The sequence below is a fragment of the Donghicola sp. XS_ASV15 genome (genome assembly GCF_041224595.1).
Classification (GTDB): domain Bacteria; phylum Pseudomonadota; class Alphaproteobacteria; order Rhodobacterales; family Rhodobacteraceae; genus Donghicola.
Map to the genome: position 1 here is coordinate 1 of NZ_JBGFGN010000154.1, position 13,605 is coordinate 13,605.

The 13,605-nt window shown below is 58.8% G+C and carries 10 protein-coding genes; 6 read left to right on the forward strand and 4 right to left on the reverse strand.

The window, feature by feature from the left end; translation table 11 throughout:
- Positions 1-286: 286 nt before the first annotated feature.
- The 4 genes from AB9K37_RS13575 to AB9K37_RS13590 all read left to right on the forward strand — a co-directional run bounded on the left by AB9K37_RS13575 (position 287) and on the right by AB9K37_RS13590 (position 6,295).
- Complete coding sequence (locus AB9K37_RS13575; RefSeq protein ID WP_369839752.1) at positions 287-2,632, forward strand: Hint domain-containing protein; 2,346 nt, start codon at positions 287-289, stop codon at positions 2,630-2,632.
- A 257-nt stretch (positions 2,633-2,889) separates the two neighbouring features.
- Positions 2,890-3,879: a tRNA dihydrouridine(20/20a) synthase DusA gene (gene dusA / locus AB9K37_RS13580; RefSeq protein WP_369839755.1), complete on the forward strand. Its 990-nt coding sequence runs from the start codon at positions 2,890-2,892 to the stop codon at positions 3,877-3,879.
- A 61-nt stretch (positions 3,880-3,940) separates the two neighbouring features.
- On the forward strand, positions 3,941-4,762 hold the full coding sequence (locus AB9K37_RS13585) for a sulfite exporter TauE/SafE family protein (protein WP_369839758.1): 822 nt from the start codon (positions 3,941-3,943) through the stop codon (positions 4,760-4,762).
- An 87-nt stretch (positions 4,763-4,849) separates the two neighbouring features.
- Positions 4,850-6,295 (forward strand): cobyric acid synthase, encoded by a 1,446-nt coding sequence (locus AB9K37_RS13590; RefSeq protein WP_369839760.1) that lies wholly within the window; start codon positions 4,850-4,852, stop codon positions 6,293-6,295.
- On the opposite strand, the gene AB9K37_RS13595 is transcribed toward AB9K37_RS13590, so the two are convergent.
- Positions 6,292-7,215, reverse strand: coding sequence for an AEC family transporter (locus tag AB9K37_RS13595; protein ID WP_369839763.1), 924 nt, complete (start codon positions 7,213-7,215; stop codon positions 6,292-6,294). The genes AB9K37_RS13590 and AB9K37_RS13595 overlap by 4 nt on opposite strands.
- Before the next feature lie 162 nt (positions 7,216-7,377).
- On the opposite strand from AB9K37_RS13595, the gene AB9K37_RS13600 reads away from it, so the two are divergent.
- Together AB9K37_RS13600 and AB9K37_RS13605 are read left to right on the forward strand one after the other, a co-directional pair.
- A complete protein-coding gene (locus AB9K37_RS13600; RefSeq protein ID WP_369839766.1) occupies positions 7,378-8,625 on the forward strand; it encodes an NAD(P)/FAD-dependent oxidoreductase in 1,248 nt (415 codons plus the stop codon).
- Positions 8,626-8,732: 107 nt separating this feature from the next.
- Positions 8,733-9,761: an AbrB family transcriptional regulator gene (locus AB9K37_RS13605; protein ID WP_369839769.1), complete on the forward strand. Its 1,029-nt coding sequence runs from the start codon at positions 8,733-8,735 to the stop codon at positions 9,759-9,761.
- On the opposite strand, the gene AB9K37_RS13610 is transcribed toward AB9K37_RS13605, so the two are convergent.
- From AB9K37_RS13610 to AB9K37_RS13620, 3 genes are all read right to left on the reverse strand, one after another.
- On the reverse strand, positions 9,762-9,920 hold the full coding sequence (locus AB9K37_RS13610) for a hypothetical protein (protein WP_369839772.1): 159 nt from the start codon (positions 9,918-9,920) through the stop codon (positions 9,762-9,764).
- Positions 9,921-10,189: 269 nt separating this feature from the next.
- A complete protein-coding gene (locus AB9K37_RS13615) occupies positions 10,190-12,397 on the reverse strand; it encodes a PAS-domain containing protein (protein ID WP_369839775.1) in 2,208 nt (735 codons plus the stop codon).
- The gene (locus tag AB9K37_RS13620) at positions 12,397-13,578 is read right to left on the reverse strand and encodes an FIST N-terminal domain-containing protein (protein WP_369839777.1); all 1,182 of its coding nucleotides are present in this window, start codon (positions 13,576-13,578) and stop codon (positions 12,397-12,399) included. The genes AB9K37_RS13615 and AB9K37_RS13620 overlap by 1 nt, the downstream gene beginning before the upstream one ends.
- Between the last annotated feature and the right edge of the window lie 27 nt (positions 13,579-13,605).

The window sequence follows — 13,605 nt, forward strand, 5'->3', positions numbered from 1 at the left end:
TGTTGGTTTTGGTCATCGGGGTCTCCGTGTGGTTCGTGGTTGAAGCGGTCAAACTCCACCTCGACCATACACCTCGATGGCCACCCGGGATTACACCGTTGGCGGTGCGGAAATTACACCACGTGCTCGGACACTAACCGCCTCTGACTTTGCAGGATGAAATCCTTGGCTTGTCGCACAGATGCCGTGCAATCCAGTGTTTTATGAAACTTCACCTTAATTTTGCCTCAGTCCGTCGGTAGCCCGAAACTGTGTTCGACGCAGTGTATGTATCCGGAGTTGTGTGATGGCGACGACATTTGAAGTGCTCTATCTTGGTAATCTGAGTCTCATTGACACAGATACCAATGACGAAATTGCTGAAAACGCTGCCGGAATTCTTGGGTCTTATGGCAGCGAGGGGGCCCCGCTTTACGACGAAATCAGCACATTCGAGAAGCTAAACACCAAACAGGATGCAGACGACACCTACGATGTAGATAATGGCGGCGGGTACGATACCTTTGAAGTGTCGCGAAACGGGACCCCAAAAGAAGTTCGCCAATTCGACGCGATTGCCCGATACAACATCACACTCACCTATATTGACGGGACAACTGCGACCATTACGGCCTATGTGTTTCAGGACACTACAGGCGACACTTACCTCGCACCGGACACAAACTATACCACGAACCAGGCCCTCATGGAGGCCAAGCCGATCCAGTCGCTGTCGCTGGATAGCGTTGCCTCGAACACCGGGGACTCGGATGGCGACATGGCTGAGAACCGCTATGCCAGCAACTTTGCCACGCCGGTGGATGGCACAGCGGGCAACGACTCTATGCCGGTTGGCTATACCGACTCCGAAGGTGATCGGATCACCAACGGCAACGATTTCATCTACGGCCACGGCGGCAATGATACCATCGACGGTGGAGATGGTAACGACTTTATCTCGGGCGGGACCGGAGATGACTCGATCATCGGCGGCTCGGGCAACGACAGTATTCAAGGCAATGACGGCTCGGACTATATCGACAGCGGCGTCGGCACCGACACCATCGACGGCGGCGCAGGCAACGATACCATTATCTACGGCACGGGCCAGGATGTCGTCTATGGCGGCGCAGGCGACGACTACATCGACGACGGTGCTGGTGTGCAGTTGGACGGGGCCAACACCGTGTATGGCGGCGATGGGGCCGACCGGATCTATACCGGCAATGACAATGACGTTGTGTATGGTGAGCAGGGCGCCGACAACATCTGGGGTGAATGGGGCAATGACACCATCGATGGTGGCACCGAGAACGACACGATCAGCGGTGGAGAGGGCGCAGATAGCCTGATCGGTGGCGCGGGCAACGACGAGATCTGGGGCGGGAACGACAACGACGTCATCTATGGTGACGATGGCGCAGACTTTCTTTCCGGTGATGCTGGCGACGATACGATTTGGTTCGGATCGGGCGATGACACGGTCTATGGCGGCGACGGCAACGACAGTATCGATGACCGCCCCGGCGACGGTCTGGTTGGTGATAACTACATCGATGGCGGCACCGGCAATGATACGGTTTGGGCGGGCTATGGTTCGGACACGGTCGTTGGGGGCACGGGGGACGACTCGCTTCACGGCGATCAGGGTGATGACACCCTAGAAGGTGGCGAAGGCGTAGACGTCCTGTGGGGTGATGCGGGCAACGACGTTCTTGATGGCGGCGCGGGCAATGACCACATCGTCGTGGGCGACGGTTATGACACGGTCGTTGCCAGCAGTGGCACCGACAACATCTACCTGTTTGACCTGAACGATGACGATGCGGACGGGCGTACGAACACGCAGATCGATGTCAGCAACCTGACAGATTCCGAGGGCAACCCAGTTCGCTGGGACGACGTCACAGTCACCGACGATGGCAGCGGCAATGCGGTTCTGACCTTCCCCAACGGCGAACAGATGATCTTGCAGGGTGTTGCGCCCGCGACGGTGAATAGCCAGACTGCGCTGATCAGTATGGGCGTGCCCTGCTTTACCGTTGGAACCATGATCCTGACTCCAGTTGGCGAGGTCCCGATCGAAACGCTCCGGCCCGGTGATCTGGTCGTGACCCGAGACAACGGGCCCCAACCTTTGATTTGGTCCGGTGCACGACATCTGAATAGCCTTGAATTGGAGACCCACCCAGAATTGCGCCCTGTGCGTATTGCGCCCGGAGACTGGGCCGGACCGCGCGGACTGCTGGTTTCGCCACAGCACGGGATCTACGCTCATGGTGGCGCACGCGGTGGGACTGACCAGCTGATCCGCGCCACGCATATGGCGCGCCTAAAAGGCGGCAAGGTGCGCATCGCCCATGGGGTGTCCAGCGTGACCTATGTCCATCTGATGTTCTCAGAGCATCAAGTGATCTTTGGAAATGGCATCGCGTCAGAAAGCTTCTACCCCGGGAAATGGGGCCTTTCTGGTCTGGCGCCGGCCTGTCGCCGTGAAATTTTACATTTGTTTCCTGACCTGAAGCTGATGGAAGCGCCTCAGGCTTACGGTACCACCGCTATGCCCTTTGCTCGGTTCAAAGAACTGCCTCAAAGCCTTTATGACTTGTCGCTGAACACCTTTGACAAAGAGCGCAATCGCCGACGCGCCTAGCATTGTTTTCCAAACGCTGAGCGCAGATTCCCTCTGGCACCGTCTGTTCTAAGTCAGATTGGGCCATCAGCCTTTTCATGATCCCGGATTCGTGCGATACGCTCGGCCCTCTTCGAAGGTTTGGCGGTGGTCGCCGTTCCCAATGGCTCAAGTCGCTCCGACATCCGGGGAACACTCCTGCCCAGATGTGCAGGACTATCTCTGACATGTCGGATATTGGGCGTCGGCAATCGGGCAGAAAAAGGACAGGAAAGCAATTGGATAAAGCCATTTCGCAATCTGCGCGTCTGAGCGTTGCGCCCATGATGGACTGGACCGACCGCCATTGCCGGTACTTCCACCGGCTCATCAGTGGTGAGACTTTGCTTTACACCGAAATGGTCACGGCTCCGGCATTGGTCCGCGGCGGCGCGCTTCATCTGCTGGACTATTCTCCCGAAGAGCATCCCGTCGCACTTCAACTGGGGGGCTCTGACCCAGCTGAACTACGGCAGGCTGCGCGCATGGGGTCAGAGGCTGGATATGACGAGGTGAATCTGAACGTTGGCTGCCCCTCGGATCGGGTGCAGTCGGGCTGTTTCGGTGCGATCCTGATGACCCGTCCCGAACTGGTCGCCGACTGCGTCAGCCAGATGCAGGCCGAGTGCGCCGCCGAAGTAACCGTAAAGTGCCGCATCGGGGTGGACGAACAGATCCCCGAGGACGTGCTGCCGGCTTTTATCGAAACCGTCGCTGCTGCGGGTGTCACCCGTTTTACGATCCATGCCCGCAAAGCGTGGCTGGATGGGCTGAGCCCCAAAGAAAACCGCGATATCCCGCCGCTTGACTATCCGCTGGTTCACAAGATGAAGGCCGCTTATCCGCACCTCCACATCTCTATCAATGGCGGGATCGCCTCGCTGGATGACGCCGAACCGCACTTGGACCAAGGCCTTGATGGCGTCATGATCGGACGTGCGGCCTATCATCAACCTTACGATATCCTTGGTGCCGCGGATCAACGAATTTACGGCGGCGTACACGCGCTGACCCGTACCATGATCGTCGAGAAAATGTTGCCCTATATCGAAACGCACTTGACTGCCGGTGGCAGGCTAAACCAGATCACGCGCCACATGCTGGGTCTTTTTGCAGGACAACCCGGCGCGCGCCAATGGCGCCGCTACCTCTCTGAAAACGCCCATGTTTCGAATGCGGGCCCCGAAACGCTGCTCGAGGCCTTGAAACGCATCCCCGACGCCGCCTGAGCTCTTGTCTCTGGCGCGAACGATCGCTAGGGCTGGGTGTGGATCTCAGGAGGAGAGAGTTATGCAGGCCGAGATACTTCTTCCGCTTCTTGCGTTACTTTTGGGCATCGGTGCCTTTGCTGGTATTCTGGCAGGGCTGCTTGGGGTCGGAGGCGGGATCGTACTGGTTCCGGCCTTCTTCTATACCTTCTCGCACCTCGGATATGGCAGCGATGAGTTGATGCGCATCTGCCTTGCGACATCTCTCGCCACGATCATCGTCACTTCTGCACGATCCGTGCACAGCCATAACAAAAAAGGTGCTGTGGATTGGGATATTCTAAAAACATGGGCGCCGGGCATTGGCATCGGCGCAATTGTCGGCGTTCTGGCTGTCGCGCAACTGCGCTCTTCGGCATTGCAGGGGATCTTTGGAGGTCTGGGCATTTTCATTGGCCTGTGGATGGCTTTCAGCAAATCCGAGTGGCGTATCGCTGATGAGATGCCGTCGCCGCCAACACGCATGGTCCTCTCCCCGATTGTCGGGTTCCTATCGGTTCTGATGGGGATCGGAGGCGGAAGCTTTGGCGTCCCGCTCATGACCCTGTATGGCACGCCCATTCACCGCGCTGTTGCGACCGCCGCAGGCTTTGGTGCATTGATCGCGATCCCTTCGGTTGTGGCGTTTCTATTTGTTCCGATCTCGACAGAGGTCCGCCCGCCGCTGACCATTGGTGCGGTTAATCTGGGGGCATTTGCCGTCGTGGTTTGCATGACCATGATTACTGCGCCGATTGGTGCCAAGATTGCTCATTCGCTCAACCCCAAACCTCTTAAGCGGGTGTTCGCAGTGTTCCTTCTTCTGGTCGCAGGCAATATGTTGCGTAAATCTCTGGGCCTGTAAAACCGTCTCAGCCGGCTTCATCTTGGTCCAAATACCCTCGCCGAAGGCACCGCGCCGATAGGCGCGGCCCGCAACAGGAGACACCCGATGACCGCCATTATGATTCAGGGCGCCGGCTCTAACGTTGGCAAGTCTCTTTTGGTCGCGGGCCTATGCCGTGCCGCCCGTCGTCGCGGCTTTTCGGTTGCGCCTTTCAAGCCGCAGAACATGTCAAATAATGCTGCTGTGACCTCCGATGATGGCGAAATCGGCCGCGCCCAAGCGCTACAAGCCGTCGCCTGTGGGGCCCCGCTCCACACAGACATGAACCCGGTGCTTCTGAAACCTGAGACCGATGTCGGTGCTCAGGTCGTCGTGCAGGGCAAGCGCATTGCTACCGTCAAGGCACGCGACTACGCGAAACTCAAGCCGCAGTTGATGACGAGCGTGCTCGAGAGTTTTGAGCGCATCAAAGCAGCCCATGATCTGGTAATTGTCGAAGGCGCGGGCAGTCCCGCCGAAGTCAATCTCAGGGCAGGGGATATCGCCAATATGGGCTTTGCCTGCGCTGCAGATGTTCCCGTGATCCTAGCAGGGGACATCGACCGCGGCGGGGTGATCGCACAGATGGTGGGCACGCAGGCGGTGCTGCCCGATCTGGACAATGCACAGATCGCGGGCTTCTTAATCAATAAATTTCGCGGTGACGTGAGCCTTTTTGACGACGGGTACAAGATGATTGCAGATCGCACGGGCTGGCAGGGTTTCGGGGTGCTGCCATATTTCCCCGAAGCCTCGAAGCTGCCCGCCGAAGATGCGCTAGACCTGCCAACCCGCTCCAGCGGGCGTGGGTTCAAGGTGGTGTGCCTTGGGCTCTCGCGCATTGCCAACTTTGACGATCTTGACCCGCTCGCGCAGGAAGAGGGCGTGGATCTGACGGTCTTGCGCGCTGGACAGCCCATCCCGGGCGACACCGATCTGGTGATCATCCCCGGCAGCAAATCCACACGGGGCGATTTGGCTTATTTGCGTGCCCAAGGTTGGGACATTGATCTGCAAGCCCACGTGCGCCGCGGGGGATATGTGCTGGGGATCTGTGGCGGTTATCAGATGCTGGGGCAGGTGGTGCGCGACCCAATGGGCGTCGAAGGCACAGCGGGCGAGGATGCGGGCCTTGGCCTGCTGAACGTCACCACCGAAATGACAGGTGACAAGCGTTTGACTCAAGTGCGCGCCACGCATGCTGGCAGCGGGATCGAACTGAACGGCTACGAGATCCACATCGGGCGCACTGTCGGCGCGGACTGTGCGCGCCCCTTCGCCATTCTCGACGGAGAGCCCGAAGGCGCCATGTCTGTGGATGGTCGGATCATTGGCAGCTACCTGCACGGGCTGTTCACCGACGATGCCTTCCGCGCGGCTTTCCTTGGTGGCTTTGGCGTGCGGTCGGGTCAGTTGAATTATGGACAGGTGGTCGAACAGACGCTCGATGCGCTCGCGGATCATATGGAGGCCCACCTAGATGTAGAGGGGCTCTTGGCTCTGGCCCGTTAGCCCATCAGATAGATCAGCCCACTCACTGTGAAGAACGAGAGCGTAGTGGTGAACACAAGGGTGGTCGCGGTGATGCTCTCGACCCCGTAGCGTTGGCCAAAAATTGGAAAGATGGACAGCATCGGCACAGCAGCAAAGAGCGCCGCACCGAGCATGTAGCTGGGGTCTGCCATCGGGAAGGCCAGCATTCCAGCGGTCACCAGAACGGGGTGTACTACCAGCTTGCCAGTGGCGATCATCGCGGTTTCCACAGAGATCGCTTTGACAGGAAAACTGGCCACTGTCGCACCGACCACAAAGAGCGCAACGACCGGCGCGGTCGCGGTGAAATATTTGATTACGGTCCACAAGACCTCTGGGATGGGTAGGCCGGTAATTCGTATCGCCAAGCCGATGATCAACCCAACAAAGATGGGATTTTTATATAGCCCCTTGAGCGCTTTGCCAAAGGCGCTGGTAAAGCGTTCATCGGGATAGGCCCCAGCGTCGGCCAATGCGATCGCAAGCGGGATCATCAGCATATTCTCGACGATCAGCGCCCAAGCCAGAATGTCGAACGCCACTTCGCCAACCACAAGGGCTGCGATGGGGTAGCCCAAAAAGCCGCTGTTGGAGTTCGACATGCCCAAACCATACAGGGCGCTTTCGGTAATGGAGTTTTTGCGAAAGTAGCGCATGACCCACATGCCCCCGAGCAGCAGCACAAGTGATGCGCCCCCATAGACCATCATGAAATGCCAGTTCAGCGCTGCGCCCCCTTGGCGGTTCACTGCGCCTATGATCATCACAGGCATACAGATGCGAATGACAAAAGACCCAAGCGCCTTGGGTACATCGCGCATCAGGTATCCCGTTTTTAGGGCGATGAACCCTGTCGCGATCAGCGTGTAGATCGGGGTCGTGATTGCGAGAATGCTCATCATTGTCGGGGAAACCTTTGGCAATCGGGCTGTTAGCGCAGTTCCCAGTGATGAGCGAAGGCTCTGGCTATGGCAAGGGGGGCACGTGCGCCAAGGCTTGCTTTCTGTCGGCGACGGGCGTTCAGTCTTGGGAAGTGGAGCGGTTTGCTTAGGGAGCGGGCGATGGCCGAAATTCTGGTGCTTGGTGCGGGGATGATCGGGGTGTCGACCGCGCTTGCCTTTCAGGAGAGGGGCCACTCCGTCACCTTGCTGGACAGGCACGATCCGGGTCTTGAGGCCAGCTATGGCAACGCGGGCCACATCAGCGGTGATAGTTCGGAACCCTTTCCACTGCCGCGGGATTTCGGGACATTGGCGGCCTTTGGTCTCGGTCTGCGGAACGATGTCACCTATGATCTCAGGGCGGTGCTGCGGATGGCGCCGGCGCTCTGGCAGTATTTCCGGCACTCCCGACCGGATCGGTTGGAGCGCCAAGCACGGATTTACGCAGCGATGTCCAAACGGTCGACAACTGCCCATCAGCGATGGATCGAGGCAGCGGGTCTTGGCAATCTGATCCGCAAAAGCGGTGCCTATGAGATCAACAGAGACCCGCGTAAAGCCGAGGCCAATGCCGAAGCGGCTCTAGTCAGTGCCAAGGACTTCGGTTTGCGGCCAGACGTTATTGATGGCGCCGAATTGTCACGCCGTGAACCCGCCATTGGTGCAGGGGTCGCTGGTGCGGTGTGGTGGCCGGACACTTGGCTGAGCGCCGATCCGGGGGCGCTGGTGCAGGGGTATGCCGCGCTCTTTCGAAATCGGGGCGGGCGATGGGCCATTGGCGATGCCTGCATGCTGCGCCAAAAAGGCGCGGGTTGGCGGGTCGAGAGCACAGAGGGACCATTGACCGCCGAGCATGTGGTCGTGGCCCTTGGCGCTTGGTCGCCAAAGCTGCTGGCGCTTTTTGGGTATACCGTGCCGATGATCTATAAACGTGGCTACCATGCCCATTTCGAGGCGCCCCGAGGGATCGATGCGTCGATCATCGATTGTGACAATGCGGTGGTTCTGACCAGCATGACCAAAGGGCTCAGGCTGGCCACCGGTGCCGCTCTTGTGGACATGTCCGCGCCGCCTGATACCCGCCAGATCGAAAGGGGCGTCAAAGGGATTTCGGATCTCGTTGAACTTGGCCCGCGTGTCGAAGAACCGCAATGGTTTGGCACGCGACCTTTCATGCCGGATATGTTGCCTGTCGTTGGCAAAGCCCCGCGCCACAAGGGCCTATGGTGCCATTTCGGCCACGGGCATCTGGGGTTCACCAAAGGGCCAGCCTCGGCCGACCTGCTCCTCGAGTCGTTTGAGGGGCAGCAAAGCAATATCTTGCGTGCGATTGACCCGGCGCGCAAATATGCGCTTGGGGGCAGGTAGAGACAGCAATCAGTGCAGCACGATCAGAGATGCAGAAATGTGGACTAGTCGCGCAGCAGTCACTCATGATAGGAATTGCATACAATCGTATACTAAATAGACCTGCCATGTTTGATCGCCCCGTTTCCCGCAGCATCGTCACATTGATTGTCGGCACGACCGGCGCAGCAGCGCTCTCGTTGATTGGCTTTCCGGCCGCGCCCCTGGTCGGGGCCGCGCTGGCGACGACTGCGCTGGCATGGGGCGGGATGCGGCTAAGTCTGCCCAATCGGTTGCGAGACGCAGGGTTTTTGGTGATCGGGGTGTCCCTCGGGTCTGGTTTTCGAAGCGAGTTGCTTGGGCAGATCGGCGGTTGGGGCCTGAGCCTTGTGGTGTTGTGCCTGTCGATCTATGCGACCGTGGTGACCAGCCGTTTCGTGCTGATGCGTTGGTACGGTCAGGACCGTGAAACGGCGCTGCTGGCGAGCGCACCGGGTACGCTGTCGCTGGCACTGTCGATGGCTGTCAGCGGGCGTGGAGACGCGACGGCTGTTCTGGTGTTGCAATGTATGCGTCTGTTGATCCTGTCGGCCGTCCTGCCCCTAGGCATGGTGCTGTTGGGGGTCGAGGCAGGCAGTGCGGGGGCGGCGGCCAATCGTTTGGAGCCGCTGCCTTTGATCGGCGTTCTGGCGGTTGGTGCACTCGTGTCGTGGTTCATCGCACATAGGGGATTTCCAGCGGCCTACTTGCTTGGTGGCATGCTGGTGAGTGCCCTGAGCCATGTCAGCGGTTTGGTGCATGGCACGCCGCCCGCGTGGCTTCTGTTCGCGGGCTTTTGCGTGACGGGATCTGTCATGGGGGTCCGTTTCACTGGCGTGAAGCTGGCGGACATCCTGCGTTTTCTCAAGGCCTCTGCCACCAGCGTTGGGGCGGCCGCTTTGATCTCTATGGGGTTCGCCGCTGTGGTTGCGGCGGTGACGGGCCTGCCGTTTGGACAGGTTTGGGTCGCCTATGCCCCCGGGGGCGTCGAGGCGATGGCGGCGATCGGCCTCGCGCTTGATTTTGACGGCGCTTACGTCGCGCTGCACCATCTTTGCCGGATTGCATTCCTGATGGCGCTCATCCCTTGGATGGCACGCAAACAGACGCGGTTCTGATCAGGCGTTGCGCGCTGCAGGCTTTTTGGCGTGCGCCTCAACGATGGTGCGCAGACGCCAAGCGGCCCACATGCTCATGCAGAATTCTTGGTTATCTTTGCCCAGATTGTTCGAGTGTACCACAGCGGTGGTGGCAGTAGCTGCTACAGGCTTGGACATGTTTCCCTCCAAAGCGGGCCGGTCGTTCCAGATGGCCGGCCAATACACAAACGTCGGTTCTATCGGCCAATCGGCCTGATATGTAAGCTTAACGATACATTAACCTACCCTTTTGGGGTAGTAAAAAGTTACAGATTGAGACTTTTGTGTGGCAATTGATTGAAATTTCTGCGTTCGCAATGCCTGAGGGTTGGGTGCAGAAAAAGAAGTACCCGCAAAGGTTGAAACTTTGCGGGTTTGTCCGTCGCTTGGCTGTAAATTTGTCTATTCTAGAGCGAAAGGGTCTGCGCGACTCCGTCTAGGAACTGCGCCAGCTTTTGGCGGTCTAGCGGTTTCAGCATCAATTCGACGTCGAGCCGCTTACAGGTTTGGCGCAGATCAGGCGAGCGATCGGCCGAGATGATCGAGCAGGGAATTGGTCCCAGACTGTCACGAACCGCTGCATAAAGCTCTGTTCCTGACATGCCCGCCCCAAGTTGGTAATCCAGCAATAGCACGTCGGGTGAAATCTGAAGAACCGACAAGAGATCAAGGGCAGAGGGCGCATCTTCGGCTTCGATGACGTTGACGCCCCAGCTTTCGACCAGAATAGAGATGGCCCGCCGCAATTGGGGATCGTTCTCGACCAACATCACGATCAGTCCTGATTTGGCGAGGCCGACCGGACGACTGGGACGCATGGACGGGGTCACAGCGGGCTCTGCTTGGCCTGCGACGGGGACGTTCACCATAAAGCAGCTGCCTTTGTCCACTTCGGACCACACGCCAAGAGGATGCCCCAGGCGGGTACAGGCGCGTTCCACGATGGCTAGGCCCAGCCCCAAACCTTCGTTCGCGCTGGCCTTTGTGTCCAACCGTTTGAACTCTTCAAAGATCGCGCTCTGGTCCTCTTCGGGAATGCCGACGCCGGTATCCCAAACCTCGATCCGCGCCGATCCGCCATTGCGACGCACGCCGACCAGCACGCGGCCTTTGGGGGTGTAGCGAATAGCGTTAGAGATCAGGTTGCGCACGATGCGGCGCAGGTAGGACGGGTCACTTTCGACCATAAGGTTGCTGTCAACGATGCAAAGTTCCAGCCCCTTCCTGTTCGCGTGGATCGTCATTTCGTCTCGCAAGGGGGACAGGATTTCGCGCAGGGCAAAACGGCGGATGTCGAAGCTGAGGCCATCGGACTCTAGCTTTGAAATATCGAGCAGTGCGTCGATGATCTGTTCTGCGCCAGACAGGGCGGTCTCTGCCTTGGAGAGCACCGCCATGTCATTCTGGTCTGTCGCCTTGTCCGCAAGAGAGGAGATGAACAATTTGGCCGCCGAAAGAGGTTGAAGCAGATCGTGGCTGGCTGCCGCGACAAATCGGGACTTCGAGGCATTCGCGCGTTCGGCGGCGGACAGTGCGTCCTCTAGCTCTAGTGTGCGTTCCATCACGCGCTGTTCGAGGATTTCGTTCAGCTCGTACAGTTTCTGTGCAGCCTCGCGTTCGGCTGTCACGTCGGTGCAAGAAATCACAAAGCCTTGGTCGGGCATCCCGCGTCCGAAGATCTGTAGGATCAGGTTGTCCCGCTTCACCTCGAAAGAGATTGGATACTTCGGCCCTTTGGCCATCGCCCACCGCAAGAAGCCTGTGCGGTCCATGCCGCGACTGAATCTCACGTCGTCGCTAAGCCGCTCAAGGAGGCCGTCAAAGGAGGCCCCAATGGTCAAGCGGCGGACCGGTACAGACAGCAAGTGGCTAATCTTTTGATTCCACCCCACAAGCTGTGCGTTCTCGTCAAACACGCAGACCCCTTGGTTCAGATGATCCAGTGTCGCGCGGATCATACGGGTTTGCTTGTCCTTGAGCCGAGCGCGCTCCTGACGCTCCATCCGCATGATGTCGGTGACATCAGTTTGCAGAACCACGGTCCCACCGTTGCTGGTCCGGTGCTCTGACACTTGCAGCCAGCGGTCGCCTGTGAGTTCGACGTTGAACATCACATGATGGTCTTTGTGGCGGCGGATGCGACGGGCGCACCAGGTATCCGCTGTTTCCTCGGGCGGTAGGGCGAGTTGCGCGGATTCCGCGATGTGGCGAACATATTCGTCAAACGACAAGCCGGGTTTCAGAAACTCTTGCATGTTCCTGAAATCACGACAAAATCGCGAGTTCGACATGACCAGATTTTCTTCGGGATCGAATAGGGCAAAGCCCTCGGACACGGTCTCGATGGCATCTGCAAGGTTGCGACGCGCGGCTTCGGTTTCCGTGTGGGCCTTGGCCAACGCGGCGTTGGAGTCGTGCAGCAGTTCGAGCGTGCTTTCCAATTCTAGCGTGCGCTCGCGGACACGCTTTTCCAGGAGGGCGGCGCGTTCGAACTGGGCATAGGCCGCGTTGGATTGGGCCGTTCCGTATTCGACGCGGCTCATCAGCGCCTTCGTGATCTTTATCAGCTTTTCATTCTGGCGTTCCAGAGTGTCCGCAGGATTGATCAGCGACATCAGGCAACCTCGTTATCGGTCGGGGGATAGATCGCAACGCCAGTCAGCGTCTGGTTCACATGCAGCGCGCCGAATTGCTCGCCATAGGTTGAAAAGCCGACCACATCATTGGCAGCGAGCAGAGCCGAGACCTCTCGGGTTTTTTGGCGCTGGTCCGCGGCGATGCGGCGTAGCAGACAATCGCAGCCCAGGATCAGGTCGGGCTTTTGCTCGTCGCTCAGAGCGGCGAGCCCGTCTCGGAGATGCTCGACGATGTCGCGGTGTTCTGCCAGCGTCAGCACCATGCCTTCGTTGATCGCGGAAAAGAACACCAGTTCCCCATGTTCGTTCACGCGCTGGATCGCACGGACGTGGTGGCTGTCGCCAAGGCGCACGACCACGGGGTGTTCGGCAAAAGTGAACGGATCCAGCTGGTTCGGATCTTTGCCCAACAGCCGCGCATACTCCGCGGCGGCAGGTTCGGCATTGATCTCTTGAACGGTGCGGGCTTCGGGATTGGCGGCGGTCACGACCATGCGCATCTCGGTCGGCGCCAGATTGTCGTGGCTGAACACTTTGACAGGGCAAGCGCTGCGAACAAGTGCCAGAACCGCATGGTTTTCTAGGATCTGACCGTTATAGCTGAGCCATGTTTGGCGGAAATTCACACCATCCCCTGCGGACCCGCCGAACAATGGCATCGGCCCAAGGCCCGAGGCTAGGGTGGTGGTCAGGTTCTCTTCGCTCATCGACAGTCCGTCGACCAAGAGCATAGCGAACTCATGGGGGCGATCTGGCGCTGCTTGGGCCAGAGCAATCCGCTGCTGGATCAGTGTGTCGATGATCAGCTGGTCATCCGCCAAATTCAGCAGATCCAGCGCATACGTGACGGAAGTGAAGTAGCGGGCAGGGAAGCCGACGCAGATGATCTGCGCTTCTTCATAGCCTTGTGACCCCAATTCACCGGCTGTGGTGCACCCCAGAACATCGGCACCCTCGAAGACGCCAGAGGCATCTTCGATCAACTGTTTAAAATCCGCACAGGGGGCAGCAAACAAGCACACAAGCGCAAACGGCTCGTCTCCCAGCTGCGATTTGATCTCCTCCATCAAATCGGGCTGGTCGCACGGCACCTGCGCAACACGCATCGCTTTCTTGTCAGCGGTCTCCTCCCTGCCGGAACGTGGTAGCGCTCCGTTCACTCGACCGATGTCCTCTCATTGATTGCA

Excerpts from the sequence above, each read along its gene's own strand:
- AB9K37_RS13610 (WP_369839772.1), bottom strand. The coding sequence starts at position 9,920 with ATGTCCAAGCCTGTAGCAGCTACTGCCACCACCGCTGTGGTACACTCG.
- AB9K37_RS13585 (WP_369839758.1), top strand. The coding sequence starts at position 3,941 with ATGCAGGCCGAGATACTTCTTCCGCTTCTTGCGTTACTTTTGGGCATC.
- AB9K37_RS13600 (WP_369839766.1), top strand. The coding sequence starts at position 7,378 with ATGGCCGAAATTCTGGTGCTTGGTGCGGGGATGATCGGGGTGTCGACC.
- AB9K37_RS13595 (WP_369839763.1), bottom strand. The coding sequence starts at position 7,215 with ATGAGCATTCTCGCAATCACGACCCCGATCTACACGCTGATCGCGACA.
- AB9K37_RS13590 (WP_369839760.1), top strand. The coding sequence starts at position 4,850 with ATGACCGCCATTATGATTCAGGGCGCCGGCTCTAACGTTGGCAAGTCT.
- AB9K37_RS13575 (WP_369839752.1), top strand. The coding sequence starts at position 287 with ATGGCGACGACATTTGAAGTGCTCTATCTTGGTAATCTGAGTCTCATT.
- AB9K37_RS13615 (WP_369839775.1), bottom strand. The coding sequence starts at position 12,397 with ATGTCGCTGATCAATCCTGCGGACACTCTGGAACGCCAGAATGAAAAG.
- AB9K37_RS13605 (WP_369839769.1), top strand. The coding sequence starts at position 8,733 with ATGTTTGATCGCCCCGTTTCCCGCAGCATCGTCACATTGATTGTCGGC.